Source organism: Actinotalea sp. JY-7876, from assembly GCF_014042015.1.
GTDB lineage: Bacteria > Actinomycetota > Actinomycetes > Actinomycetales > Cellulomonadaceae > Actinotalea.
This window is the reverse complement of record NZ_CP059493.1, coordinates 1,432,712-1,458,850: the sequence shown is the minus strand read 5'-3', so window position 1 is coordinate 1,458,850 and position 26,139 is coordinate 1,432,712. Positions and strand designations below refer to the sequence as shown.

Annotated in this window: 25 protein-coding genes; 6 read left to right on the top strand and 19 right to left on the bottom strand. The window is 75.1% G+C overall.

What is annotated here, in order from left to right; translation table 11 throughout:
* The first annotated feature begins 281 nt into the window (after nt 1-281).
* Both H2O74_RS06890 and H2O74_RS06885 read left to right on the top strand, forming a co-directional pair.
* Nucleotides 282-2,288 (top strand): DUF6807 family protein, encoded by a 2,007-nt coding sequence (locus tag H2O74_RS06890; RefSeq protein WP_182113703.1) that lies wholly within the window; start codon nt 282-284, stop codon nt 2,286-2,288.
* A gap of 109 nt (nt 2,289-2,397) precedes the next feature.
* On the top strand, nt 2,398-3,189 hold the full coding sequence (locus H2O74_RS06885; RefSeq protein WP_255491839.1) for an NAD(P)-dependent oxidoreductase: 792 nt from the start codon (nt 2,398-2,400) through the stop codon (nt 3,187-3,189).
* Between the two features lie 19 nt (nt 3,190-3,208).
* On the opposite strand, the gene H2O74_RS06880 is transcribed toward H2O74_RS06885, so the two are convergent.
* From H2O74_RS06880 to H2O74_RS06845, 8 genes are read right to left on the bottom strand one after another with little or no spacing between them, the layout of a single operon-like run.
* Nucleotides 3,209-3,559, bottom strand: coding sequence for a metal-sulfur cluster assembly factor (locus H2O74_RS06880; protein ID WP_182113701.1), 351 nt, complete (start codon nt 3,557-3,559; stop codon nt 3,209-3,211).
* Entirely contained in the window at nt 3,556-4,053 is a 498-nt protein-coding gene (gene sufU / locus H2O74_RS06875; RefSeq protein WP_182113700.1) for a Fe-S cluster assembly sulfur transfer protein SufU, read from the bottom strand. Before sufU ends, H2O74_RS06880 begins: the two co-directional genes overlap by 4 nt.
* On the bottom strand, nt 4,050-5,378 hold the full coding sequence (locus tag H2O74_RS06870; protein WP_182113699.1) for a SufS family cysteine desulfurase: 1,329 nt from the start codon (nt 5,376-5,378) through the stop codon (nt 4,050-4,052). The genes sufU and H2O74_RS06870 overlap by 4 nt, the downstream gene beginning before the upstream one ends.
* 53 nt (nt 5,379-5,431) lie before the next feature.
* A complete protein-coding gene (gene sufC, locus H2O74_RS06865; RefSeq protein ID WP_182113698.1) occupies nt 5,432-6,187 on the bottom strand; it encodes a Fe-S cluster assembly ATPase SufC in 756 nt (251 codons plus the stop codon).
* 10 nt (nt 6,188-6,197) lie between these two features.
* Nucleotides 6,198-6,536 (bottom strand): non-heme iron oxygenase ferredoxin subunit, encoded by a 339-nt coding sequence (locus tag H2O74_RS06860; protein WP_182113697.1) that lies wholly within the window; start codon nt 6,534-6,536, stop codon nt 6,198-6,200.
* Nucleotides 6,533-7,867: a Fe-S cluster assembly protein SufD gene (gene sufD, locus H2O74_RS06855; protein WP_182113696.1), complete on the bottom strand. Its 1,335-nt coding sequence runs from the start codon at nt 7,865-7,867 to the stop codon at nt 6,533-6,535. Before sufD ends, H2O74_RS06860 begins: the two co-directional genes overlap by 4 nt.
* 59 nt (nt 7,868-7,926) lie before the next feature.
* Nucleotides 7,927-9,336: a Fe-S cluster assembly protein SufB gene (gene sufB, locus H2O74_RS06850; RefSeq protein WP_182114125.1), complete on the bottom strand. Its 1,410-nt coding sequence runs from the start codon at nt 9,334-9,336 to the stop codon at nt 7,927-7,929.
* A 17-nt stretch (nt 9,337-9,353) separates the two neighbouring features.
* Nucleotides 9,354-10,190, bottom strand: a complete 837-nt coding sequence (locus H2O74_RS06845) for a metalloregulator ArsR/SmtB family transcription factor (protein ID WP_255491838.1) — start codon at nt 10,188-10,190, stop codon at nt 9,354-9,356.
* Between the two features lie 215 nt (nt 10,191-10,405).
* Here H2O74_RS06845 and H2O74_RS06840 point away from each other — a divergent pair, with 215 nt between their 5' ends.
* The 4 genes from H2O74_RS06840 (at nt 10,406) to H2O74_RS06825 (ending at nt 14,069) form a co-directional block, all read left to right on the top strand.
* On the top strand, nt 10,406-11,374 hold the full coding sequence (locus H2O74_RS06840; RefSeq protein ID WP_255491837.1) for an ABC transporter ATP-binding protein: 969 nt from the start codon (nt 10,406-10,408) through the stop codon (nt 11,372-11,374).
* Complete coding sequence (locus H2O74_RS06835; protein WP_182113695.1) at nt 11,371-12,153, top strand: ABC transporter permease; 783 nt, start codon at nt 11,371-11,373, stop codon at nt 12,151-12,153. Before H2O74_RS06840 ends, H2O74_RS06835 begins: the two co-directional genes overlap by 4 nt.
* 69 nt (nt 12,154-12,222) lie before the next feature.
* On the top strand, nt 12,223-13,161 hold the full coding sequence (locus H2O74_RS06830; RefSeq protein WP_182113694.1) for a heme A synthase: 939 nt from the start codon (nt 12,223-12,225) through the stop codon (nt 13,159-13,161).
* Between the two features lie 140 nt (nt 13,162-13,301).
* Nucleotides 13,302-14,069, top strand: a complete 768-nt coding sequence (locus H2O74_RS06825; RefSeq protein ID WP_182114122.1) for a DinB family protein — start codon at nt 13,302-13,304, stop codon at nt 14,067-14,069.
* 28 nt (nt 14,070-14,097) lie between these two features.
* On the opposite strand, the gene H2O74_RS06820 is transcribed toward H2O74_RS06825, so the two are convergent.
* The 11 genes from H2O74_RS06820 to H2O74_RS06770 are packed head-to-tail and all read right to left on the bottom strand — an operon-like array spanning nt 14,098 to nt 26,059.
* Nucleotides 14,098-14,718 carry an NUDIX domain-containing protein gene (locus H2O74_RS06820; protein WP_255491836.1) on the bottom strand — a complete coding sequence of 207 codons (621 nt, stop codon included), beginning with the start codon at nt 14,716-14,718 and terminating at the stop codon, nt 14,098-14,100.
* Nucleotides 14,715-16,385: a CTP synthase gene (locus H2O74_RS06815; RefSeq protein WP_182113693.1), complete on the bottom strand. Its 1,671-nt coding sequence runs from the start codon at nt 16,383-16,385 to the stop codon at nt 14,715-14,717. Before H2O74_RS06815 ends, H2O74_RS06820 begins: the two co-directional genes overlap by 4 nt.
* Before the next feature lie 11 nt (nt 16,386-16,396).
* Nucleotides 16,397-17,548: a glycosyltransferase family 4 protein gene (locus tag H2O74_RS06810; RefSeq protein WP_182113692.1), complete on the bottom strand. Its 1,152-nt coding sequence runs from the start codon at nt 17,546-17,548 to the stop codon at nt 16,397-16,399.
* A complete protein-coding gene (gene murJ / locus H2O74_RS06805) occupies nt 17,541-19,268 on the bottom strand; it encodes a murein biosynthesis integral membrane protein MurJ (RefSeq protein WP_182113691.1) in 1,728 nt (575 codons plus the stop codon). The genes H2O74_RS06810 and murJ overlap by 8 nt, the downstream gene beginning before the upstream one ends.
* The gene (locus H2O74_RS06800; RefSeq protein ID WP_182113690.1) at nt 19,265-20,113 is read right to left on the bottom strand and encodes a hypothetical protein; all 849 of its coding nucleotides are present in this window, start codon (nt 20,111-20,113) and stop codon (nt 19,265-19,267) included. The genes murJ and H2O74_RS06800 overlap by 4 nt, the downstream gene beginning before the upstream one ends.
* The gene (locus H2O74_RS06795; protein ID WP_182113689.1) at nt 20,110-21,186 is read right to left on the bottom strand and encodes a copper transporter; all 1,077 of its coding nucleotides are present in this window, start codon (nt 21,184-21,186) and stop codon (nt 20,110-20,112) included. The genes H2O74_RS06800 and H2O74_RS06795 overlap by 4 nt, the downstream gene beginning before the upstream one ends.
* 34 nt (nt 21,187-21,220) lie before the next feature.
* Nucleotides 21,221-22,408, bottom strand: coding sequence for a putative cytokinetic ring protein SteA (gene steA, locus H2O74_RS06790; protein WP_182113688.1), 1,188 nt, complete (start codon nt 22,406-22,408; stop codon nt 21,221-21,223).
* Nucleotides 22,409-22,414: 6 nt separating this feature from the next.
* Nucleotides 22,415-24,127: a DNA repair protein RecN gene (gene recN / locus H2O74_RS06785; protein WP_182113687.1), complete on the bottom strand. Its 1,713-nt coding sequence runs from the start codon at nt 24,125-24,127 to the stop codon at nt 22,415-22,417.
* Nucleotides 24,124-25,035: an NAD kinase gene (locus tag H2O74_RS06780; RefSeq protein ID WP_182113686.1), complete on the bottom strand. Its 912-nt coding sequence runs from the start codon at nt 25,033-25,035 to the stop codon at nt 24,124-24,126. Before H2O74_RS06780 ends, recN begins: the two co-directional genes overlap by 4 nt.
* Complete coding sequence (locus H2O74_RS06775) at nt 25,032-25,901, bottom strand: TlyA family RNA methyltransferase (protein WP_182113685.1); 870 nt, start codon at nt 25,899-25,901, stop codon at nt 25,032-25,034. Before H2O74_RS06775 ends, H2O74_RS06780 begins: the two co-directional genes overlap by 4 nt.
* A complete protein-coding gene (locus H2O74_RS06770; protein ID WP_182114358.1) occupies nt 25,898-26,059 on the bottom strand; it encodes a hypothetical protein in 162 nt (53 codons plus the stop codon). The genes H2O74_RS06775 and H2O74_RS06770 overlap by 4 nt, the downstream gene beginning before the upstream one ends.
* Nucleotides 26,060-26,139 lie beyond the last annotated feature (80 nt).

Genomic DNA, 26,139 nt, shown 5'->3' with positions numbered 1-26,139 from the left:
GGTTTCCGGGAAGGTATCCGACCGCCGCTCCGTCCCGCAAGGGTCACGGCGTCGGGCAGGGTCACGGCTGCGGGCAGCGCACCTCGCGTGGCGGCTCGACGTACGCGCCACTACCGGGTCCCAGCATCCCGTCGCTAGATTGGGCGCGCCGCGCACGGGAGACGATTCCTGGACGTGGCGTCGGGAGGCGTCGGGCCTCCGCACCCCTCGCGCCCCCGTGACCAGCGCATCGACGTCACGGTCGGCCCCGATCCCGGCCACCGTCGCAGAAGGGACGCACGATGCGGCGCCACGCGAAGAGCGGGCCGACGATCTCCCAGGTGGCGGACGCCGCAGGGGTTTCGCGCGCGACCGTGTCCCGGGTCATGAACGGCCAGGCCACGGTCGCGGCCGACATCGCGGAGCGGGTTCGCGTCGCCGCCGCGGACCTCCGGTACCGGCCCAGCACCGTGGCGCGCAGCCTCTCGCTCGGCCGCACCAACTCCGTGGCCCTGGTCGTCCCGGACCTCGGCAACCCGATGTTCCAGCAGATCCTGCGGGGAGCGGTCGCCGCGGCCGAGCCCTTCGGCTTCCGGTTCCTCGTGGCGGAGACGGTGGAGAACGCGGCGGCGGAGGCGGAGATCGCGCTCGAGGCACGCCTGAGATGCGACGCCCTGATCCTCGCCGCCCCCCGCAGCCCCGACCCCGTCCTGCGGGAGCTCCTGGCCCAGGCCCAGCCCGCGGTTCTGATCAACCGCGACCTCGGCACACCGGACGTCCCCACCGTGCAGGTCGACTACGGCGCAGGGATCCGCAGCCTGGCCGACCACCTCGTGGCACTGGGCCACCGTGAGATCGCCTACGTCGCCGGTCCGCGCGGCAGCACCTCGCAAGGGCTACGCCGCCGGGCGCTCGACGAGGCCCGCGAGCGGCACCCCGGACTGCGCGTCACGACTCTGCCGTGCGGCTCGACGGTCGACGACGGCTACCGCGTCACCGAGGACGTCCTCGCCTCCCGGGCGACGGCCGTCGTGGCCTTCAACGACTTGGTCGCGATCGGCCTGCTCGCGCGCCTCAACGAGATCGGGGTCCACGTCCCCGCCGACCTCTCGGTCGCGGGGTTCGACGACGTGGAGCTCGCGCGGTACACGACCCCGTCCCTGACGACGGTCTCCGTGCCTCAGGCGGACCTGGGCCGGCGCGCGTGGGGGCTCTTGCACGGGCTCATGACGTCGCCGGCACCACGGACCCCGCCGCGGCGCCGCCCCACGGCGGTTCCTGGATCGCCCCTCGTGATGCCGGAGCTCGTGGCACGGTCGAGCACCGGACCGGTGCCGCCCGCTCGGCGCCTCGCCACGGTCTCGACCGACCGCGCCGGCCTCCACAGGATGGCCCCGGAGGAACGGGCGACCTGGACGCGCGCGGGCGACGGGTGGGTGCTCGCCGCCGGCGACCAGCCCTTGGCCCGGTACGCGGACGGGGTGGCCATGCCGGGCGTGCACAGCCCGCGGCCCCACCTGCACCCCGTGCACTCGCTCGGCGGCGTCGCCCTGACGCAGGTGACGCCCGCAGACCACCGCCACCACTACGGCGTCTCGATGGCCGTGCCCGACGTCAACGGGACGACCTACTGGGGCGGACGCACCTTCGTCCGAGGCCAGGGCCCGACGCTCCTGTCGAACCACGGCCGCCAGCGGATCGTGGCGGCGTCGGTCCGCCACGACCGGGCCACGCTGGCGCACGACGTGCGGTGGACCGATGAGCACGGGACGGACCAGCTGCTCGAGGAACGCTGGATCACCGGGCTCGTCCTCGGGGATGTCGGGGCGTGGGCGCTCGGGTGGTCGGGCCGCCTGCACGCTCGCGACGCCGACGTCGTCATCGCGAGCCCGGCGACGAGCGGGCGGCCCGGCGCAGGCTACGGCGGTCTCTTCTGGCGCCTGCCGCCCGCGGCGGAGACGACCACGCTCACAGCGGACGGGACCGGGGACGCACACGGCTCCCGGTCCCCGTGGCTCGCGATCGCGCGGTACACGGGCGACGCGTGGAGCACGCTCCTGCTCGTCCAGCCGGGCGAGGTGCACCCCTGGTTCGTCCGCGTCGCGGACTACGTCGGCGCCGGGCCCGCACTCGCACCGGACGCCCTCCGGACGATCGGGGCCGGTACGTCGCACCACGTCGAACTCGTCGCCGTCGTCCTCGACCGGCGGCTCGGAGCGGACGACGCGGCGGACCTGGCGCAGTTCGCCGTGGCCCGCGTGCGTGCGGCTGCGCCGGGGCATGACGCCCGGGCGACGACCCACGGCTGACTGCGACGCACGAGCGCCGTCGACGTCGCGACGTACCCGCCCCTCCCGGATGCGAGCACCGTCGTTCCCGGACATCGTGTCTCCTGATCATCGCGACAAGGAGGCACGAGTGGGATCACGGAGGCCGTACCTGATCACCGGGGCCGCGGGCAGAGCGGCTCGCGGGATCCGTCCGATCCTGCGCGCCCAGGGGGTCGAGCTGATCCTCCTCGACCGGGAGCCGATGGCGGCCCAGCCGGGCGAGACGGCCGTCCGGGCGGACCTCACGGACGCCGAGGCGGTCCGGGACGCCGTGCGCGGCACCGGCATGGTCGTGCACCTCGGCGGCATCCCGCACGACCGGCCCTGGCACGAGCTCGCGAGCGCGAACGTCGACGGCACGCGGGTAGTGCTCGAGGCCGCCGCTCAGGAGGGTGTGCGCCACGTCCTGGTCGCCAGCTCGAACCACGCCGTCGGCTCCTGGCCGGTGCCGGTGACGCCGGTCGAGCACCTCCCGCCGCGGCCCGACTCCTACTACGGGGCGAGCAAGGCGGCGGTGGAGGCCCTGGGCTCGCTCCTTGCCGACCGGCACGGCCTCGTGGTCACGCTGGCACGCATCGGGACGATCGAGGAGACGCCGTCGAGCACCCGCGCGCTGTCCACGTGGCTCTCGCACGCCGACCTCGTCCGGCTCGTCCACGCCGCGGCGACGCACGACGTCCCCGGGGCGCACGTGGTCTGGGCCATCTCGCGCAACACGCGCCGATGGTTCTCCCTCGAGCCGGGACACGCCATCGGCTACCACCCCCAGGACGACGCCGAGGTCTACGCGGCCCGGCTGGGTCCGCAGGACGACGACGCCGGCGACCTCATCGGCGGCGGCCAGGCCGGCCCCGTGCACGCTCTCGGCGTCGCGCGCTGAGCGCGCGCCGCCCAAGGGCTCAGATGTTGAAGCCCAGGGCGCGCAGCTGCTCGCGGCCGTCGTCCGTGATCTTCTCGGGGCCCCACGGCGGCATCCAGACCCAGTTGATGCGGAAGCCGTCGACGACGCCCTCGAGCGCCGCGGCGGACTGGTCCTCGATGACGTCGGTCAGCGGGCAGGCCGCGGACGTCAGCGTCATGTCGATGACGGCGTGGTTGTTCTGGTCGAGCGCGACGCCGTAGATCAGGCCGAGGTCGACGACGTTGATGCCGAGCTCGGGGTCGATGACGTCGCGCAGCGCCTCCTCGACGTCCGCGGCGTTCGGCGGCATCGGGCTCTGGCCCGGTGTCCCGGGGGTCGTGGTGGTCATGCGTCCTCCTCGGTGGGTCGTGCTGTCGCGTCCGGCGCCGGCTCCCCGGCACGGCCCGACTGGATCAGGGCGTCGCGCAGTGCCGACCATCCCAGCAGCGCGCACTTGATGCGCGCGGGGTAGCGCGCCACCCCGGTGAGCGCGGTGGCGTCACCGAGCTTGTCCTCGGACTCCTCGTCGAGGCCCTCGCCGCGCGCATGCATGAGGCGTCGGAACGTGTCCGCCAGGTCCTCGGCCGCCTCGACAGGCGTGCCGCTCACCAGCTCGGACATGATCGAGACGGAGGCCTGGGAGATCGAGCACCCCTGCCCCTCCCAGCTCACGCGGTCGATCGTGTCGCCGTCGAGGTGCACCCGCAGGCGCACCTCGTCGCCGCAGGTCGGGTTCACCTGGAACGACTCGGCGGTGAAGCCGTCGGCCAGGCCGCGCCCGTGGGGCGACTTGGCGTGGTCGAGGATGAGCTGCTGGTACAGCTGCTCCATCGGGCTGCTCATGCGGTACCGCTCCCGAGTCCGAAGAAGGGCCGGACGGACGCGAGGGCCTCGCCGAAGATGGCGACCTCGTCCGGCGTGGTGTAGACGGCCGCGGACGCGCGCGCCGTGGCCGCGACGCCGAAGCGGCGGTGCAGGGGCTGCGCGCAGTGGTGGCCGACGCGGACGGCGACACCCGCGTCGTCGAGCACCTGGCCGACGTCGTGCGCGTGCACGCCCTCGACGACGAACGACACGGCCGCGAGCCGGTCGCGGACGTCCGTCGGGCCGACGACGCGCACGCCCGGCACGGCCGCGACGGCGTCGAGCAGCAGCGCGGCGATCTCGCGCTCGTGCGCCGCGACCGCGTCCATGCCCAGCTCGCGCAGGTAGCGCGCCGCGGCGCCCATCGCGACCGCCTGGGCGACCATCTGGGTGCCGGCCTCGAAGCGCTGCGGCGGCGGGGCGTACGTCGTCGTCTCCATGGTGACGACCTCGACCATCGAGCCGCCCGTGGTCACGGGCGGCATGGCCTCGAGCAGCTCGCGCCGCCCGTACAGCGCGCCGACGCCCGTCGGGCCGAGCATCTTGTGGCCCGAGAAGGCCGCGAAGTCGACGCCGAGCGCGTGCAGGTCCACGGGCAGGTGGGGCACGCTCTGGCACGCGTCGAGCACCGTCAGCGCGCCGACCTCGCGGGCGCGGGCGACGAACGCGGACACGTCCGTGACGGCGCCGGTGACGTTCGAGGCGTGCGTGAAGGCCAGCACCTTGGTGCGCTCGGTGACCGTGGTGGCCAGCTCGTCGGTGCGCAGCCGGCCGTCGTCGTCCACGCCGATCCACCGCAGCACGGCGCCGGTGCGGGCGCACAGCTCCTGCCACGGCACGAGGTTGGCGTGGTGCTCGGTCTCGGTGACGACGATCTCGTCACCCGGCGCGAGGGCGAACCGCCGCGAGGCCGCTCCCCCGCGCCCGAGCGTCGCGTTGGACAGCGCGTACGCCACGAGGTTGAGCCCCGCGGTCGCGTTGGTCTGCCACACGATCTCGTCGACGTCGGCGCCGACGAGGTCGGCGACCTCCTGCCGCGCCTGCTCGAAGGCCTCGGTGGCCTCCTCGGCGAGCTGGTGCGCGCCGCGGTGCACGGCGGCGTTGCGCTGCAGGTAGAAGTCCTGCTCGGCGTCCAGCACGACGTCGGGCTTCTGCGACGTCGCGCCCGAGTCCAGGTAGACGAGCGGGCGACCGCCCCGCACGGTGCGCGTCAGCAGCGGGAAGTCGGCGCGCACGGCCGCCAGCTCCGCCGGGGTGAGCACGTGCCCGGAGCCCGCGGCGTGCGGCTCGAGAACGGCTGTCATGGTTTCCTCCGGCGGAGCGACGGCGTGGGGACGGGTGCGGTCGAGCGTGACGCTCAGGCCTTGGTCAGGAACCGGTCGTAGCCCTCGGCCTCGAGGCGGTTGGCGAGCTCGGGGCCACCCTCCTCGGCGATCCGCCCGTCGACGAAGACGTGGACGAAGTCGGGCTCGATGTAGCGCAGGATGCGCGTGTAGTGCGTGATGAGCAGGACGCCGACCTCACCGGTCGACCGCACGCGGTTGACGCCCTCGGACACGACGCGCAGCGCGTCGACGTCGAGGCCCGAGTCGGTCTCGTCGAGGATCGCGATGCGCGGCTTGAGGAGCTCCATCTGCAGGATCTCGTGGCGCTTCTTCTCGCCGCCGGAGAAGCCCTCGTTGACGTTGCGCTCGGCGAACGTCGGGTCCATGCGGAGCTGCTCCATGGCGCCCTTCATGTCCTTGACCCAGTGGCGCAGCGCCGGCGCCTCGCCGTCGATCGCGGTCTTGGCCGTGCGCAGGAAGTTCGAGACGCTGACGCCGGGGACCTCGACGGGGTACTGCATCGCGAGGAACATGCCGGCGCGGGCGCGCTCGTCCACGCTCATGGCCAGGACGTCCTCGCCGTCGAGCAGCACGGTGCCCGAGGTGATCTCGTACTTGGGGTGGCCCGCGAGCGAGTACGCGAGCGTCGACTTGCCGGAGCCGTTCGGCCCCATGATCGCGTGGGTCTCGCCGCTGCGGACGGTGAGGTCGACGCCGCGGAGGATCGGCTTGGGGCCCTCCTTGGTCTCGACGCTGACGTGCAGGTCGCGGATCTCGAGCGTGGTCATGCGGTTCTCCTCAGACGTTGGCGGTGACGTCGATGTCGACGAGCACGCGCTCGCCGTCGATCGTCACGGGGTAGACGGGGACGGGCCGGGTGGCCGGCAGGGCGAGGGGCTGTCCGGTGCGCAGGTCGAACGTCGAGCCGTGCAGCCAGCACTCGATCGTGCAGCCGTCGACGTCGCCGTCGGACAGGGACACCTGGCCGTGCGAGCAGATGTCGCTCACGGCGTGCCACTGCCCGTCGGCGTCGCGCACGACGGCGACGGGGACGGGTCCGGACTCGCCCTCCAGCTCGACGCGCAGCGCCGTGCCCGGCTCGACGTCGGCCGTCATGCAGGCGAGCTGGGCGCTCATGCCGAGATGACCGGGTTGTTCGCCGAGACGTCGGTGGGCTCGGAGTCGGACACGGTGCCGGGCACGCCCACCGGGCCGGCCGGGGCCGGCGCGCCCTGGGCCTGCTGGATGACGGACATGCTCTTCTCGAGCTCGGCGTCGATCGCGGCGACGAGCCGCTCCTCGACCTCGGGCAGGCCGATCTGCTGCACGAGCTCGGCGAAGAAGCCCTTGACGACGAGGCGACGGGCGTCGGCCTCGGGGATGCCGCGCGCGCGCAGGTAGAAGAGCTGCTCGTCGTCGAACCGGCCGGTCGCCGAGGCGTGGCCGGCACCCTCGATGAGGCCCGTCTCGATCTCGAGGTTGGGCACCGAGTCGGCGCGGGCGCCGTCGGACAGGACCAGGTTGCGGTTGAGCTCGTAGGTGTCCGTGCCCTCGGCGTTGGCGCGGATCAGCACGTCGCCGACCCAGACGGTGTGGGCGCCGGCGCCCTGGAGCGCACCCTTGTACGTCACGCGCGAGCGGCACGACGGCACGGCGTGGTCGACGAAGAGCCGGTGCTCCTGGTGCTGGTCGGCGTCCGCGAAGTACAGGCCGAGCGCCTCGACCGAGCCGCCCTCGCCCGTGAACTCGGCGTCCGGCGTGACGCGCACGACGTCGCCCCCGAGCGTCACCACGATGTGCTTGACGCTCGCGTCGCGGCCCAGGCGGATGCGGTGCGACGACGCGTGCACGGAGCCGGGCGCCCAGTCCTGGATCGAGACGACCGTCAGGTGCGCCCCGTCCTCGGCGACGACCTCGATCGTCTCGGTCAGGTCCGCGCGGCCGATGTGGTCGATGACCACCACGGCCTCGCTGAGCGGCTTGGCGTGCAGGAGCAGGTGGACGGCCGACGGCTCGGCGGCGCCCTGGAGGGCGTCGGCGACCGGCAGGCCCTCGACGCGGATGCTCGTCGCGGTCGAGGCCACGGCCTGGGCCGGGACCGTCACCACGGTGGCCTCCCGGAACGAGGACCACGCGACCGCCGCGGTCCGGTCCCCCGGCTTGCCGGCGGTGCCCAGGCGCGCGTCGTCCCGGCCGACGATCTCGACCTGGACCTCGGGCGCCTCGACGACCGTGACCTGCGTGGCGGTGCCCTCGAGGCCGACGCCGTCGGCGTCGAAGAGCGGGGCGAGCCGGTCGACCGGCGAGAAGCGCCACTCCTCCTCGCGCCCGTTGGGCACGGGGAAGGCGGCGAGGTCGAACGACGTCGTGCGTGCCGCGCGCGACGTCTCGGGCGTGCCGCCCGTGCCGTGCGTGTGCGCGCCGTCGGCGACGGCCCGGCTGTGGTCGGTCGTCAGGTCGGTGGCCATGTCGGTGGTGTGGGCCTCTCGGGTGGGTTGCGGGGCTGGGACGGGGGCGGCGTCGGCCATCAGCCGACGGAGCCTTCCATCTGCAGCTCGATCAGCCGGTTGAGCTCGAGCGCGTACTCCATGGGCAGCTCGCGCGCGATGGGCTCGACGAACCCGCGCACGATCATCGCCATGGCCTCGGTCTCCGCCATGCCGCGGGACATGAGGTAGAAGAGCTGGTCCTCGCTGACGCGCGAGACCGTCGCCTCGTGCCCCATGGAGACGTCGTCCTCGCGGACGTCGACGTAGGGGTAGGTGTCGGACCGCGAGATCTGGTCCACCAGGAGCGCGTCGCACAGGACGGTCGAGGCGGAGTGCTCGGCGCCCTCGAGGACCTGGACCAGGCCGCGGTAGGAGGTGCGGCCGCCGCCACGCGCGACCGACTTGGAGATGATCGACGACGACGTCCGGGGCGCGGCGTGCACCATCTTGGCGCCCGCGTCCTGATGCTGGCCCTCGCCCGCGAAGGCGATGGAGAGCGTCTCGCCCTTGGCGTGCTCGCCCATGAGGTAGATGGCCGGGTACTTCATCGTCACCTTGGAGCCGATGTTGCCGTCGACCCACTCCATGGTGGCGCCCTCGGCGGCCGTCGCGCGCTTGGTCACGAGGTTGTAGACGTTGTTCGACCAGTTCTGGATGGTCGTGTAGCGCACGCGGGCGTTCTTCTTGACGATGATCTCGACGACGGCGGAGTGCAGGGAGTCCGAGGTGTAGATCGGCGCCGTGCAGCCCTCGACGTAGTGCACGTAGGAGCCCTCGTCGGCGATGATCAGGGTGCGCTCGAACTGGCCCATGTTCTCGGTGTTGATCCGGAAGTAGGCCTGCAGCGGGATCTCGACGTGCACGCCCGGCGGCACGTAGACGAACGAGCCGCCCGACCACACGGCCGTGTTGAGCGCCGCGAACTTGTTGTCGCCGGACGGGATCACCGAGCCGAAGTACTGCTCGAAGATCTCCGGGTACTCGCGCAGGCCCGTGTCGGTGTCGACGAAGATGACGCCCTGCTCCTCCAAGTCCTCGCGGATCTGGTGGTAGACGACCTCGGACTCGTACTGCGCCGCGACGCCGGCCACGAGGCGCTGCTTCTCGGCCTCCGGGATGCCCAGGCGGTCGTAGGTGTTCTTGATGTCCTCGGGCAGCTCGTCCCAGGAGGTCGCCTGCTTCTCCGTGGACCGCACGAAGTACTTGATGTTGTCGAAGTCGATGCCCGACAGGTCCGAGCCCCAGTTCGGCATGGGCTTCTTCTCGAACAGCCGCAGGGCGCGCAGGCGCGTCTTGAGCATCCACTCGGGCTCGTTCTTCAGCGCCGAGATGTTCCGGACGACCTCCTCGGACAGACCACGCTTGGCGGTCATGCCGGCGGCGTCGCTGTCGTGCCAGCCGTACCCGTAGCTGCCGATCGAGGCGATGATCTCCTCGTCGGTGGACATGGGCTCGGTGGGTGCGCTCATCGTGTTCCCTCCACGGTCCCGGGAGCGGGACGGTCGGATGCTGCTGGGTGGTCGTCGTTCCGGTCGTGCCGGGTCGTGCGGGTGCTGGTCGTGGCGCCGGTGGGGACCGGCACGTGCGTCGTGCACACGTGCCCGCCCGCGGCGAGGGTCGAGAGCCGCTGGACGTGGACGTCCAGCAGACGGGAGAACAGCCGCGCCTCGGCCTCGCAGAGCTGGGGGTGCAGCGCGGCGACGTCCTGGACGGGGCAGTGCCCCTGGCACAGCTGGACGGCGCGCCCGCCGGGGACGGGACGCACCGAGGCGGCGTAGCCCTCGGCGGCGAGGCCGGTCGCGAGCGCCGCGACGCGGTCGGTCACGGGGGCCTGGTGGGGTCCGGCCGCGAGGACGCCGTCGGCGTCGTGCGCGAGCAGGCGCTCCTCGAGCAGCGCGACGCGCCGGTCGGCGAAGGCGCGCACGGCGTCCGGCCCGCCCACCTCGGCGAGGAAGGCGAGCGCCTGGGTCGCGAGGTCGGAGTAGGCGCTGCTCAGGGCGGCCTGGCCGCGCTCGGTCGCGACGTAGCGGCGCGCCGGCCGGCCGCGGCGCGGCGCGCCGGCGGGGGCGACGGCGTGGACCACGATCTCGCCGGCGAGCTCGAGCGCCGCGACGTGCCGACGCACTCCGGCCGTGGTGAGCCGCAGGCCGCGGGCGAGGTCCGCCGCGGAGACCGGGCCCTCCTCGACGACGAGCCGCAGGATGCGCCGACGTGTCGTCTGCTCGGCCGGCTCGGTGGGGGCGCCGGGCGCTGCGCCGGGGTCGGCGGCGAGGCCGGGTCGCGACGTCATGACTGCCGGCACGTGCACCTCCTCGCCTGGGCGCCGTCCGGCACGAGCCGCACGACGGGCGGCCGCCCGGCCGCGATATAGGCAACATCCTTGTTGCCCAATTGCTTCCACGCAACGAAGGCGGGCCTCACCTGGCGGCGGTCGTGACCGACGTCACCGCCGTGGCAGCGGGCCCCGGGGGGCCGCGGCGGCCCCCGCGGGGGCGGTCGCGCCTAGACTCGCGCCTCGTGCCCCACTCGACCGCGCTCGACGCCGCACCCGTGCCGGACGACGTCGCCGTCGCCGTCACCGGGCTCGTGAAGCGGTACGGGCGGCGTGAGGTCGTCCACGGCGTGGACCTCGTCGCCCGGCACGGCGCGGTGACGGCCCTCCTGGGGCCCAACGGGGCGGGCAAGACCACGACCGTCGAGTGCTGCGAGGGCCTGCGCTCGCCCGACGGCGGCTCGGTCCGCGTGCTCGGTCTCGAGCCCGTGCGCGACGCTCGCCGGCTGCGCCCGCGCGTCGGGGTCATGCTGCAGGACGGCGGCCTGCCGAGCACGGTGCCGGCCGGCGAGGCGCTGCGCCACGTGGCGGCCATGTACGCGGCACCGCGCGACGTGGGCGAGCTCGAGGAGCGCCTGGGCATCGGCGCGTTCTCCCGCACGCAGGTCCGACGCCTGTCGGGCGGGCAGCGGCAGCGGCTGGCGCTCGCGGCGGCCGTCGTCGGGCGGCCCGACGTCGTGTTCCTCGACGAGCCCAGCGCCGGCATGGACCCGCAGGCGCGGCTGGCCGTGTGGGACCTCGTCCACGAGCTGCGCGCGGCCGGCACCAGCATCGTCCTGACCACCCACCAGATCGCCGAGGCGGAGGCGCTCGCCGACCACGTCGTCGTGGTGGACGAGGGCCGGGTCATCGCGTCGGGCACGACCGCGGAGCTCGTGGGCGCGCAGGACGTCGTGCGCGTCACCGTGAACCCCCCGGGGACCGCGCCGTCGCTGCGCGCCGCGCTCACCGCCGCCGGTCGCCCGGCAGAGGTGCAGGAGGTGCCGTCGGCGACCCCGGGCACCCTCGAGGTCCTCGCGGCCGCCGACCCGGTCCTGGTGCACGCCGTCACGGGCTGGGCCGCCGAGCGAGGGCTGCTGATCGGCTCGCTGTCGACCGGCGGGCGCACGCTCGAGGACGTCTTCCTCGACCTGACGGGACGGACCCTGCGATGAGCGCGACCCTGCCCCACGACGCCGCGGGCACGACGCCGCAGACCGCGGCGCCCCTGGCGCGCCGCGTGGGCGCCCAGGCGCGCGCGGAGGTCCGGACCGTGCTGCGCAACGGTGAGCAGCTGGTCATCACGCTCGTCCTGCCGCTGCTCATCCTCGTCGTCCTGACGCGCACGACCCTCGTCGACCTCGGCACGGTGGACCGGGTCGACGTCGTCGTGCCCGGGATCTTCGCCCTGGCCGTCATGTCGACGGCCTTCACGTCGCAGGCGATCGCGACCGGCTTCGACCGCCGCAACGGCGTCCTGCGCCTCCTCGCCACGACGCCCCTGGGCCGCGGCGGGCTGGTCGCCGGCAAGGTCGTCGCGGTGGTCGTGCTCGAGATGCTCCAGCTCGCCGTCCTCGGCGGCGCCGCGCTCGCCCTGGGCTGGCGGCCCGACCCCGCGGGTCTGCCCAGCGCCGCGGCCGCCCTCGTCCTGGGCACCGCGGCGTTCACGTCGCTCGCCCTCCTCGTGGCCGGGATCCTGCGGGCCGAGGCCGTGCTCGCCGTGGCGAACCTGCTGTGGGTGCTCCTGCTCGCGGGCGGTGCCGTGGTCCTGCCGGTCTCGATGCTCCCGGGACCGCTCGCCGAGATCGCTCCCCTGCTTCCCTCGGGCGCCCTGGGCGAGGGTCTGCGTACCGCGCTGGCCGAGGGCGCGTTCCCCGCGTCGTCCCTCGTGGTGCTGGCGGTGTGGACGGCGGTCCTCAGCGCACTGGTCGCGCGCACCTTCCGCTGGTCCTGAGGCGCGCGTCACGCCGCGACCCCTCCCGGCCCGTGCCGGGGCGGGGCGACGGCGGGCTACCGTGGACCCGTGAGCAGCACGACGGCACCGTCCGCGACGACCTCCCCCGCCGGCCCGTCCCGGAGCTCGTGGCGCCACCCGTCGGCCGCCTGGCGGCGGCGTGTCCTGATCGCCAACCTGGCCGCCCAGGTGCTGATCGTCGGCACCGGCGGCGCCGTCCGCCTGACGGGCTCGGGGCTCGGCTGCTCGACGTGGCCGCAGTGCGAGCCCGGTGAGTTCGCACCCGTCATGCACGAGGCCACCAGCTACCACTCGCTGGTCGAGTTCGGGAACCGGACCCTGACCGGCGTCCTGGCGGTCCTGGCGATCGCCGCCGCGTGGGTGGTGTGGCAGCGGACGGACCGCACGCGCGCGTTCCGCTGGCTGGGCCTGACGCCGCTGCTCGGCGTGGCCGTCCAGGCCGTGGTCGGCGGCATCACGGTGCTCGTCGACCTGCACCCGGGCGTCGTCGCCGTCCACTTCCTCGTGTCGATGGCGCTCGTCGCCGTCTCGGCGCTGCTCCTGGCCCGCGACCGCGAGGGCGACGGAGCACCGGTGCCCACGGTGCCCGAGCGGCTCCGCCGGCTCGCCCTGGCCCTCGTCCCGATCCTCGTCGTGGTGCTCGTCCTCGGCGTCGTGACCACCGGCGCCGGCCCGCACTCGGGGGACGACGAGGTCGCCTACCGGTTCGCGGTCGACCCGGTGCTGGTCGCGCGCCTGCACGCCGCGTCGGTGTGGCTGTACCTCGCCCTGATCCTGGCCGTGCTGGTCCTCCTGCGGCGGGCCGACGCGGGGGCGCGGCGCGCCACGGTCGTGCTGCTCGTCGCGGCCCTCGCCCAGGGGCTCGTCGGCTACGCCCAGTACTTCACCGGGCTCCCCGCGGTGCTCGTCGGCATCCACATGCTCGGAGCGAGCGTGCTGGTGATCGCCCAGGTACGACAGACGGTCGCCCTGCGCGTGCGCGCCTGACCGGCGCCCCGCGGGGCGTTGGCGTGGGGGTACCCGGCGTGGGCGGCGACGGCTCATCCGGACGCCGATCGTCCGGGTGAGCCGTTAGCGTCCCGTGAGAGCCAGGCGCGACGCCCGGCCGGCGCCGAGGAGGGACAACCATGACCGTCCAGACGAGCGACACGGCAGCGTTCCGGGGCGCGGACTTCCGCCGGGCGGACCTCGGTGGCGCGCGCTTCCGCGACTGCAACCTCGCGGGCGTGCGGATCGCCAGCTCGTGGGTGGACGACTTCCGCGTCACGGGGTTCGACGGGGGCGTCGGCAGCGTCGTCGTCGACGACGTCGACGTCACCGACTTCGTACGCGCCGAGCTCGACCGCCGGCACCCCGTGCGGGCGCTCGTGCGCTCGGCCCGCACGACCGAGGAGCTGCGGACCGCCTGGGCCGAGATCGAGCGTGCCTGGGCCCAGGCGGTGGCCCGTGCCCGCACCCTGCCGGACGCCGCGCTGCACGAGCGGGTGGACGACGAGTGGTCCTTCGTCGAGACGCTGCGCCACCTGGTCTTCGCGGTGGACTCGTGGGTCGGCCGGATGCTGTGGGGACGGACCGACCCGAACGACCCCATCGGGCTCGCGCCGACGGACACGGCTCCACCGACGACGGCCGCGCTGGGCCTGGACCCGCAGGCGAGCCCCTCGTTCGACGAGGCGCTCGCCGTCCACGACGACCGGCGGGCACAGGTCCGCGAGGTCCTGGCCAGGCTCGACGACGCCGTGCTGGACGACCCGCGCCGCGGCATCCTCGAGCCGCCCGACGGCGTCGAGGAGCGGACCGTGCGCGAGTGCGTCACCACGCTCCTGCGCGAGCACGCCGAGCACCTGCGCTACGCGACGCGGGACCTGGCGGCCCTCGAGGGTGCGCCCGCCTGAGCCCTCGGACGAGGGCTCGGGCCCGGGCTCAGCCGACCGGCCGCAGGCCCCGCCAGCCGTCGGCGCGCGCGAGCGCCGCCGCGAGCACGCCGTTGACCGCGGACGGGTTGCGGATCGCCCCCGCCCGGACGGCCGCGACGGCGTCGTCCAGCGGCACCCAGCGCAGCTCCATGTCGCGCTCCTCGTCCTCGCGGACATGGCGCTCGGCGTCGGGCACCGGCGTGAGGTCCCGCGCGAGGAAGACGCGGATCGCCTCGTCGCTGCCGCCCGGGGACGTCAGGTAGTCGAGGAGCACCCACCACGAGCCGGCGACGAGGTCGGCCTCCTCGGCCAGCTCGCGCGCCGCGGCCACCTGCAGGTCCTCGCCCGGCACGTCGAGCAGGCCCGCGGGCGGCTCCCACAGCTCGCTGCGGACCGGGTGCCGGTACTGGCGCAGGAGCAGCACGCGGTCGTCGTCGTCGAGCGCGATGACCGCGACGGCACCGGGGTGCCGCACGAACTCGCGGCGGACCGTGCGGCCCTCCCCGAGGTCCACGGTCTCGCGCACGACGTCCCACACCATGCCGTCGTGCAGCTCCTCGGTGCGGAGCACGGCGCGCTCGACGCGCGCGTCGGCGATCGCCGGCGAGGCGTGCCCGGGGCCGGTCACCGGCCCTCGGCGCGGCGCTCGAGGGCCGCCTGCACGAGGCCCGCGAAGAGCGGGTGCGCGCGCGTGGGTCGCGACGCGAACTCCGGGTGCGCCTGCGTCGCGACGTAGTACGGGTGCACCTCGCGCGGCAGCTCCACGAACTCGACGAGCGAGGAGTCCGGCGAGACGCCCGAGACCACGAGGCCGGCGGCCTCGAGCTGCTCGCGGTAGGCGTTGTTGACCTCGTAGCGGTGGCGGTGACGCTCACTGACCCGCTCGGTGCCGTAGGCCTTGGCGACCACGGAGCCCGGGGCCAGCACGGCCTCGTAGGAGCCGAGGCGCATGGTGCCGCCCATGTCCCCGCCGCCGTCGACGATCGCGAGCTGCTCGGCCATCGTCGCGATGACCGGGTCCTTCGTGCCGGGGTCGAACTCCGACGACGACGCCTCCGTGAGGCCGAGGACCGTGCGCGCGTACTCGATGACCATGACCTGCAGGCCGAGGCAGATGCCGAGCGTCGGGACGCCGGTGGTGCGCGCCCACGTCAGCGCTCCGACCTTGCCCTCGATGCCCCGCACGCCGAAGCCGCCGGGCACGAGGACGGCGTCCACGCCGGCCAGCGCGCGCTCGGCGCCCTCGGGCGTCGCGCACTCGTCGGACGGGACCCAGCGGATGACGACCTTGGCGTCGTTCGCGAACCCGCCCGCGCGCATCGCCTCGGTGACCGAGAGGTAGGCGTCGGGCAGGTCCACGTACTTGCCGACGAGCGCGATCTCCACCGAGGTGCTCGGCTGGTGCACGGCGTGCGTCACGCGCTCCCAGGCCGCCCACTCGACGTCGCGGAACGGCAGGTCGAGGCGGCGCACGACGTAGGCGTCCAGGCCCTCGGCGTGGAGCACCCGCGGGATGTCGTAGATGCTCGGCGCGTCGACGCACGCGACGACGGCCTCCGGCTCGACGTCGCAGAACAGCCCGATCTTGCGCTTGGTCGACTCCGGGAGGTCCCGGTCGGCGCGGAGCACCAGCGCGTCCGGCTGGATGCCGATGGAGCGCAGCGCGGCGACGGAGTGCTGCGTCGGCTTGGTCTTCAGCTCGCCGCTCGGGCCGATGTACGGCACGAGGGACACGTGGAGGAAGAAGACGTTGTCGCGCCCCAGGTCATGGCGCACCTGGCGGGCGGACTCGAGGAACGGCTGCGACTCGATGTCGCCGACGGTGCCGCCGATCTCCGTGATGATGACGTCGACCTCGGGGCCCGCCTGCGAGCGCATGCGGGACTTGATCTCGTCCGTGATGTGCGGGATGACCTGCACCGTGTCGCCCAGGTACTCGCCGCGCCGCTCCTTGGCGATCACCGACGAGTAGATCTGGCCCGTCGTGACGTTGGCCTGCGCCGTCAGCGGGACGTCGAGGAACCGCTCGTAGTGGCCGATGTCCAGGTCCGTCTCGGCGCCGTCCTGCGTGACGAAGACCTCACCGTGCTGGAACGGGTTCATCGTCCCGGGGTCGACGTTCAGGTACGGGTCGAGCTTCTGCATCGTGACCCGGAGGCCGCGCGAACGAAGGAGACGGCCCAGGCTCGAGGCGGTCAGCCCCTTGCCGAGCGAGGAGGCGACGCCTCCGGTGACGAAGATGTGCCGGGTCGTGTTGTCCGACCGCCCGGAGAGTCGGTTTGCTCGCTCTGCCACGGGCTTCCACTCTACCCGACGCGCGGCGTCCCGGTCCCCCGCCGCGTCGCCGTGTCCCGCCACACGCGCTCGAGCTGGTCGACGGTGTCGGCGACGGTCGGGAGCTCGGCCGCGCGCGCGAGCGCCGCCTCGCGCAGGTGCGCGCGGCGCGCGTCGTCGCCGAGCACCGCCGCCACGGCGCCGGCCACCAGGCTCGCATCGGGCGCCACGAGGACCGCGGCGCCGTCGCCGGTGACCTCGCGCGTCCCGCCGACGTCGGTCGCGACCACGGCCGCACCGAGCGCGAGGGCCTCCTGCACCCCCAGCGGTTGCCCCTCCCACAGTGCCGTCGAGACGACGACGTCGGCGGCGGCCATGAGGTCCGCCACGTCCGAGCGCCGACCCAGCAGGCGCACGGGCAGCGCCTCGTCGGCGACCCGCGCCGCGAGGTGGTCGGCGAGCGGCCCGTCGCCGGCCAGCACCCACGTCACGTCCCCCCGCACGCCGGCCAGGTGCGCCGCCGCATCGCACAGGAGGTCGAGCCCCTTCTGGGGCGCGAGCCTGGCCACCGTGACGAGCAGGCGTCCGCCGTCCGGCACCCCGAGGTCCGCGCGCACCGCCGCGCGGTCCGACGTCGGCGCCGGGTGCGGCGGGGCGGGCACGAGCGCCCGCTCCGCGCGGCGGGCCCCGCGCGCCCGGGCACGTTCCACGAGGTCACCCGAGACCCCCAGGACCACGTCCGCTCCCCGCGCGACCAGGCGCTCGAGCACCTCGGCGATCGCCCGGACCGCTGCCCCGCCCACGGGCAGGTTGTGCAGCGTCACGACGATCGCCGGCCGGCCCCGCAGGCCCGCCGCGGCGATCACCGCGAGCGCACCCGCGCGCAGCCCGTGGGCGTGCACGACGTCGGTCGTCCGCTCGAGCGCACGCAGCCGGCGGACGACCGCCACGTCGCCCGGCCCCGGGCGGTCGGTGATCTCGACGGGGACGTACGGGACGCCCTCCCCCGCCACCTGCGCGCGCAGGGCGGCCGGACCCGCGACCGCGACCCGGATCCCGCGCGAGGGAGCGGCCGCGGCGATCTGGGCGACGTGCCGGGCGACGCCCCCGGCGCTGGACCCGAGGACCTGCAGCACGCGCGGCCCGGTGCCGCTCGCCTCGCGGTGGGTCGGCTGGTCAGGCATCGGAGTCCCTCCCGGGGGTCGTGGGCGGTGCGCCGGCGGCGCCCGGCGCGGTGCCCGGGGTCTCGCCGGCCTCGGCGGGTGCGGCGGCGGGATCGGCTCCCGCGTGCTGCAGGGCGCGCAGCGTGGTGCGGTCCAGCAGAGCGGTCGCGGCGGCGACCAGGCCCACGGCCGCGACAGCACCGAGCACGCCCGCGCCGAGCGCGGGCAGCACCGCGTCGCCGGGCCCGGCGACGGCGTCGACGATCCGGCGGCCGACGACGGCGCCGACGACGGCTGCGGCCACGGCGACGGCGGCCGTGCGCCCGAGCCCGGCCACGGCCGAGCGGCCGGCGGCACCGGCGACGAGCGCCACCAGGACGACGCCCGCGACGGTCATGCCGACGGAGCTGCCCACCGCGAGGCCGCTGAGCGTGCCGACCACGTCGCCGTCGTCGTTCGCGAGCGCGACCACGGCGACGACCGACGCGGCAGCGACGGTGAGCCAGCCGGTGGCGACTCCCACGACCGACGCGCGCGAGCGCTCGAGCCCGAACAGGACGCGCGAGAGGTGGAAGAGCAGCCCGAAGCCCACGAGCCCGGGGGCGAGCAGGGTGAGCGTCGGAGCCATGGCGGCCACGGTCTGGGGGTCCCGGCTCGCGTCGACGTCGCCGAAGACCTGCGCGACGGCGGGGGCGACGGCGGCCAGGGCGGCCGCTCCCGCCGCGCCGACCACGAGCACCGTCCGCGTGCTGGCGGCCACGAGGCGCGCCGCGACGTCGTGGGCGCCGTGCGCGTGGTGCTCGGCGATGCGGGGGAACGTCGCGGTGGCCAGGGGCACGGCGAGCACCGCGTACGGGAGCAGGTAGACCGCCTGGGAGTACTGGAAGAGGTTGACGGTGCCGTCGTCGCCGTAGGCGTTCGCGAGGCGCAGCGTCACGAGCACGGAGACCTGCTGCGCGAGGAGGCCGCCGATGCCGGAGAGCGCGAGCCGGGTCGCGCGGCGCCCGACGCCGTCCGGGAAGCGCAGGGTCGGGCGCAGCCGGACCCCGGAGCGCAGCACCGGGACGAGGAGCGGCAGGCTCATCGCGGCCACGCCGGCGGTCGTGCCCCAGCCGAGCCAGGCCACCGCGGCCGTCGACAGCGACGCCGGGTCGTCGACCGCCTGCACGGCGAGCCCACGGAAGACGAGGTAGCTCGTCATGACGACGACGCTCGAGGCGAGCGGCGCGGCGGCGGGCCAGGCGAACCGGCGCTGGGCCTGGAGGATGCCCGTGAGCACGATGCCGACGCCGTACAGCGCGACCTGCGGCGCGAAGACGACCAGCAGGTGCGCCGAGAGCTCGACCGTCGCCGCCGGGTAGCGCTCCGGGGACAGGAACAGCTCGGTGAGCGGGCGCGCGACCAGAGCGAGCAGCACCGACGCGGGCACGAGCACGGCGACGGCCCAGGTGAGCATCGCCGACGCGATCCGGTCGACCTCGTGGCGGGTGCCGCGGCTCAGCGGTCCCGCCAGCAGCGGGACGACCGCACCCGCGAGCGCGCCGCCGGCCAGCACCTCGAACAGGACGTTCGGCAGCACGTTGGCCGTCGCGTACGCGGTCCCCGTCTGGGTGGAGCCGACCGCCCAGGACTGGACGAACCACCGCCCGAAGCCGAGCAGCCGGCTCAGCACCGTGATGCCCGCGATGAGCGCGGCAGCCCCGACGAGCCCGCCCAGCGCCCGCCGGGCGGCCGGGCTCACGCGCGGTCCCGGCGCCGGCCCCACTCGTCCAGGGCGCGCAGGGCGGGCGTGCGCGCGATGACGGCGGTGAAGCTCACCCGCTCGCTCGCGAGCGTCAGGCCGACGACCGCGGCGAGGAGTGCGGCGCGCACGGGCCGGGGCGTCCCGAGTACGAGCGCCGTGCCGACGATCGCACCCAGGGCGTTGGCCCCGCCGTCACCGAGCATGTCCTGCTCGCCGAGGTCGCGCGGCAGCGCCGCACCGGCCGCGCCGAGCGCCGCCGCGGCAGCGGGTGCGCCCGCGGTCACGAGGGCCGGTGCGGCGAGCAGCGCGCCCGCCTTGAGGGCACGCCCCGGGCGCAGGTCGAGGAGGTTGACGAGGTTGGCGGTGCCGGCCACGAGAGCGCCGGCGCACAGCACGTCGATCGCGTGGGCCACGCGGCCGGTCGTGCCCCGCTCGAGCGCGAGCGCGGACGCCACGACGCCCGTGGCGCCGATGCCGAGGACCTTCAGACCGCCCGTGGTCAGCTCGCCGTGCGCGAGGGCGCCGAGGTGACCCCGCAGACCCTTGCGGGTGCGGCTGACGTCCTCCGAGAGGTCGTCGACCAGGCCGAACGTCGCGCCGCCCGCCGCGGCGACCGCACCGGCGAGCGCCTCCCTGCTCCCCGACCTGCCTCCGGCGAGGGCGCCGGCGACGAGCCCGGCGGCGACCGCGGGTCCCTCCAGGAGGCTGATGGGTGCCCCCCGGTGGTTGACCCGCGTCCAGCGCGGCGACCCGCCCAGGGTCGCCCCGAGCGCACGGCGCCCGACGGCGGTCACGGCCGCGGCGGTCGTGGCCGCAGCCACGGCGGCGCGCACGATGCTCATCCCTGCTCCGTGCCGGCCTCGGCGCCGGGGTCGGACTCCGTGGCGGCATCGACCGGCGCCTGCGCCACGCGCTCGATGGGCGGCAGGACGACGTGCGGCGGCAGCGGCGCGGTGGCGTCCGGGCTCGGGCCGTAGTGGCCCACGCTCCCGCCGAGGCTCGCGCTCAGCGCCATCGGCACCGAGACCTGCCCCACGAGCTCGTTGGCCGACTCGACGGTGCTGATGCGGCTGGCCGTCCCCTCGTCGGCGCGCACCCGCTCGACCAGGCTGCCCTCGACGAGCTCGCCCCCGACCACCACGGCGGCACGCGACCGCTCCTGGGCCGCGCGCGCGATCTGCAGCGCGGACGTGAGCCGCGCGTCGGCGAGCTCCTGCACGGCCGGGTCGTCCTCGGGCGTCGCCTGCGTGGACTCGGCCTCCTCGGCGCTCACCGTGGGCCCCGCGAGGACGACGATGGCGTCGGCCGGCGCGCTCACGCCGCCGTCGCCGAGCGTGACGAGCCCGGACTCGACGAGCAGGTCCATGACGGTGACCGCGTCGGCGGCGACCGCGTCCGGGTCGGTCGGCTCGGCCATCGTCAGCGCCTGCGCGAGCGCCTCGGCCAGCTCCGTCCCCGTGCCCGCGTCCTGCGCGGGAACCGGGTCGAGCCGCTCGACGAGGCTGCTCGCGATGCCCTGGCGGAAGGAGCGCTGGTCGGGGTCGTCCCACAGCTCGGTGACCTGCACCGTGGCGGAGACCGTCGCACCGGCCTGCGTCAGGCGCTCGGTGACCGCGTCGCGCACCTCGGGCGCGACGTCGTCGAGCTGCACGACGGCAACCCGTCGCCCGGGCAGGATGCCGTCGAGGAGCTCCGGCGCGGCGGCGGCGAACGCCGCCTCCTGCGCCGCGAGGTCCGCCGACGCGTCGTCGAGCTGGGCGCGCAGCTCCTCCTTCTCGGCCCGGAGCTGCTCCACCTGGCCCGTCAGCGTGTCGCCGATGGTCTCCTTCAGCGGACCCGCGCCCAGCGCGATGCCGACGGCGAGCGCGAGGAAGACGGAGATGAGGGAGACGATGTGGTACCTGAAGTCGATCACTGTGAGGTCTCTCGGTCGGTGGCGGCGGGGGACGTCATGCCCCACCGCCGAACAGGCCCCGCACGGACGACCAGACGTCGTCGAACCAGGCGGCGGACAGGCCGAACAGGGTCTGCCCGGCCGACGTGGAGGCGAGCGCGACCCCGAGTGCGAGCAGCCCGGCGACGATGAGCCACGCGAGCTGCCAGTTCGAGATCCGCTGGCGGTAGAGACGTGAGACGCCCTTGGCGTCGATGAGCTTGCTGCCGACGCGCAGGCGCGTGAGGAACGTGCTCGCCATGCCGGAACGGCCCTTGTCGAGGAACTCGACGAGGGTGGCGTGCGTGCCGACGGCCACGATGAGCTCCGCGCCCTTGTCGTCGGCCAGCAGCATCGCGACGTCCTCGCTCGTGCCGGTCGCCGGGAACACGACGTGCTTGACGCCGAGCTTCTCGACGCGCTCGACGCCCGGGGCGTGGCCGTCGCGGTACGCGTGCACGACGACCTCGGCCCCGCACCGCAGCGCACGGTCCGAGACGGAGTCCATGTCGCCCACGATGAGGTCGGGCTTCCAGCCGGCCTCGAGGATCGCGTCGGCGCCGCCGTCCACGCCGATGAGCACCGGGCGGTACTCCTTGACGTAGTGCCGCAGCGCGACGAGGTCTTCCTTGTAGTGGTACCCGCGCACGACGATGAGCACCTGGCGACCGTCGATGACCGTCTCGATGTCGGGGACGCCGACCCCGTCGAGCAGGAGCGCTCGCTCCCGGCGGAGGTAGTCCATGGTGTTGGCCGCGAACGACTCGAGCTGGACCGCCAGGCCCGCGCGGGCCTCCTCCATCGCCGCGGCGACCGAGGCCTCGTCCTGCACGGTCCCCTCGGCCACGAGGCGGTCGCCGTCGTACACCGCGCCGTCGACGACGCGCACCTGCCGACCCTCCGTGAGGGTCAGGACGTCGGGGCCGAGGTCGTCCACCAGCGGGATCCCCGCGGCCAGGAGGATGTCCGGACCGAGGTTCGGGTAGCGGCCCGACGTCGACCGTGCCGCGTTGAGCACGGCGGCAGGCCGGCACGCGGCGAGCGCCTCGGCCGAGACGCGGTCGATGTCCAGGTGGTCGATCACGGCGACGTCACCGGGCCGCAGCCGCTTGGTGAGGTTCTTGGTCCGGGGGTCGACCCGGACCGGCCCGTGCAGTCCGGGTTCGTCAGGAGCCGCTCGGCGCGGTCGCAGGCTGAGTCTCATCGGGGATCATCGTCCCACGACGGAGCGCTCGAGGAGCTCAGCCGCGTGCTGCCGCGCGGCGTCCGAGTCCTCCTGCCCCGAGAGCATGCGCGCGAGCTCGGCGACGCGATCCTGCCCCTCGACGTGCCGCACGTCCGACGCGGTGACGACGTCACCGGCGGTGGACTTGGTCACGACGAGGTGCCGGTCGGCGAACGCGGCCACCTGCGCGAGGTGCGTGACGACCACGACCTGGGCGCCGAGCGCCAGCTCGGCGAGGCGCCGACCGACCTCCACCGCCGCCTTGCCGCCGACCCCGGCGTCGACCTCGTCGAAGACGAACGTCGGGGGCCGCGCCGCACCCGAGCCGGGTGCCGTCGCCAGCGCGACCTCGATCGCGAGCATGACGCGCGAGAGCTCACCGCCCGACGCGCCCTGACCCAGGGGCCGGGGCGGGGCACCCGCGTGGGAGGCCAGCAGCATCTCGACGTCCTCGGCGCCCCACGGCCCGGGCTCGGGCGTCGGGTGGAGCCGTACCTCGAGCACGGCGGACGCCATGGCCAGCCCGGCGAGCTCGGCCGTCACGGCGGACGCGAGCCGCGTCGCGGCGTCCGTCCGCGCGGCGGTCAGCCGGGCCGCGAGCGTCGTGAGCCGCTCCTCGAGCTCGCCGAGACGTGCCCGCAGGGCGGCCGTCCGGTCGTCGGTGCCCTCGAGCTCGAGCAGGCGCAGGCCGGCGTCCTGGGACCAGGCCAGCACCTCGTCGAGGGTCCCGGCGCCGTGGCTGCGGCTCAGGGCCGTCAGCTCCGCGCGCCGCCGGTTGACCTCCTCGAGGCGCGCCGGGTCCGCGAGGAGCGAGTCGCCGTGGCTCGCGAGCTCGGCGGAGACGTCGTCGAGGAGGTAACGGGCCTCGGCGAGGCGCTCCGCCAGGGCGGCGAGGACGCCGTCGTGGGGCGCGACGGCCTCGAGGCTCCGCCGGGCGAGCTCCACGGTCGCCGTGGCGCCCGCTCCCCCGTCGTCGTCGCCCGCCAGGGCCAGGTGGGCGGACGCAGCGGCGGTGCGGAGCTCCTCGACGTGACCGAGGCGCGCGGCCTCGGCCGCGAGCTCGACGTCCTCCCCCGGCTGGGGCGCCAGGCGCTCGACCTCCGCGAGGCCCAGGCGCAGCAGCTCCGCCTCGCGCGAGCGCTCCGCAGCGCTCGACACCATGGCGTCGAGCTCCTCGGCCGCGCGCTGACGCTGCGACCACGCCGCGCGGTACTCGGCGAGCACGGCCGCGTGCTCGGCGCCCGCGAAGGCGTCGAGGGCCTCGCGCTGACGACGCGGCGAGCGCAGCCGGGCCTGGTCCTGCTGGCCGTGCACGGTGACCAGGTCCTCCGCGATCTCCCCGAGGACGGACTGCGGCACCGTCCGCCCGCCGAGGAAGGCGCGCGAGCGGCCGGCGGCCGCGACGGTGCGCAGCGCCACGAGGGTCCCGTCGTCGTCCACCTGCGCGCCGGCCTCGCGGGCGCGCTCGGCGACGGGCGAGGCCGGGTCGACGACGAAGCAGCCCTCGGCCGTCGCCTGGCTCGCCCCGACGCGCACGACGGCCGCGTCCGCACGGCGCCCGAGCAGCAGGTTCAGCCCGGAGAGCACCATCGTCTTGCCGGCCCCGGTCTCGCCGGTGATGGCGGTGAGCCCCGGTCCGAGCGACACGGTGGCCGCCTCGATGACGCCGAGGTTCTCGATCCGAATCTCCTCGATCACCCGCCGTCCCCCGCCGCGACCACGGCACCCTCCCGAGCCGCGCCCTCGTCGCGCTCGGTGCTGCCGTTCGGCCCTCGACCGCGCCACCCGGTCACGGGCAGCGCGAAGCGGGAGACCAGCCGGTCGGTGAAGGGCGCGTGGCTCATCCGGGCAAGCCGGACGGGCACGGGGCTGCGCCGCACCTCCACCCGGGTCCCGACGGGCAGGTCGATCTTGCGCCGGCCGTCACAGGTGAGCACGCCCTCGCTCGACGAACGGCCGAGGATCTCGACCGCCAGCACCGACGCGGGGCCCACGACGAGCGGGCGGGCGAAGAGGGCGTGCGCCGACACCGGCACGAGCAGCATCGCGTCGACGTCCGGCCAGACCACCGGGCCCCCGGCCGAGAACGCGTGCGCGGTGGACCCGGTGGACGTCGCCATGACGACGCCGTCGCAGCCGAAGGAGGACAGCGGGCGCCCGTCGACCTCGACGACGACCTCGACCATGCGGGCGCGGTCCGACTTCTCGACGGTGGCCTCGTTCAGCGCCCAGCCCGTGCGGACGTCGCCGCCCGGCTGCAGGACGCGCACCTCGATCGTCCCGCGCTCCTCGACGTCGTACTCGCGCGACGCGATCCGGCGCACCGCCTCGTCGATCTGCTCGCGCTCGCTCTCGGCGAGGAACCCGACATGTCCGAGGTTGACGCCGAGCAGGGGCACGCCGGAGCCGTGCGTCAGCTCCGCCGCGCGCAGGATCGTCCCGTCGCCGCCCAGGACGACCACCATCTCGAGCGCGTCGACGTCGCCGACCTGCTCCTCGAAGACGGGGTCGAGCCCGTGCGCGCGCAGCGCGCGCACAGCCTCCTCGGCGGCGCGCACCGCCTCGGGCCGACCGCCGTGGCTGACGACGAGCACCGACCGGTTCATGCGGTCCTCCGCGGCAGTCCTCGGAGCTCGTCGACCATCACGGCGGTGGTCCCGTCCACGACGGCGCGCCGCACCGCCTCGCGGACGTGCAGCGCGTCCCGCCCCTCGGCGGGCTCCGGTCGCAGCCACACGAAGTACTCGTGGTTGCCGGCGGGCCCGGGCACCGGGCTGGGCACGACGGCGCGCAGAGACGCCCCGTGCGCCCGCGCGGCCTCGACGACACCGAGGACGGCCTCGCGCCGCAGGTCGGTCGACTTCACGACCCCGCCCGAGCCGAGGCGCTCCCGCCCGACCTCGAACTGCGGCTTGACCATGAGCAGCAGGTCGCCCGCCGGCTCGCACAGCGCCACGAGCGGCCCCACCACGAGCGTCAGCGAGATGAAGGAGAGGTCCGCCACGACGAGCTCCGCGAGCCGCGGGAGGCCCGTGGGTGCGAGGTCGCGCACGTTGACGCCCTCGCGGCACGTCACCCGGGGATCGCCGGCCAGCGCGGGATCCATCTGCCCGTGGCCGACGTCGACGGCGTGCACGTGGGCGGCACCCCGCTCGAGCAGCACCTGGGTGAACCCGCCCGTCGAGGCCCCGGCGTCCAGGCACCAGCGGCCGCGCGGGTCGGGGGCGCCGGGCGCACCCGCCAGGCTGTCGAGGGCCCCGGCGAGCTTGAGCGCGGCGCGCGAGACGTACTCGGTCGCGGGGGCGTCCACGGTGATCTCCGCGTCCTCGCCCACCGGACGCGAGGGCTTCGTGACGACCTCGCCGTCGACCGCGACCCGTCCCTCGGCGAGGAGCCGCGCCGCGCGCGTGCGGGAGCGCACGAGTCCGCGGCGCACCAGCTCCGCGTCGAGGCGGGCGGCGCCGGCGGTCACGGTCCCTCCGCGAGCCGGTCCGCCAGGGCGGCGTGCACCGCCTCGAAGACGCCGACGTGCTCACGCACCGGCCGCTCGGCCAGGCCGTCGAGCACGCTGAGCGCCTGGTCGACGGCGTCGTCGCCCGTCCCGGCGCCCGCCATCCCCTCGTGCTCCACGCGCACCCCTTCGTCGTCGATCGCTCGTCGAACGCCCACGCTACCGCCCACGGGTGGAGGACCGCGGGCCTGACGCGCGA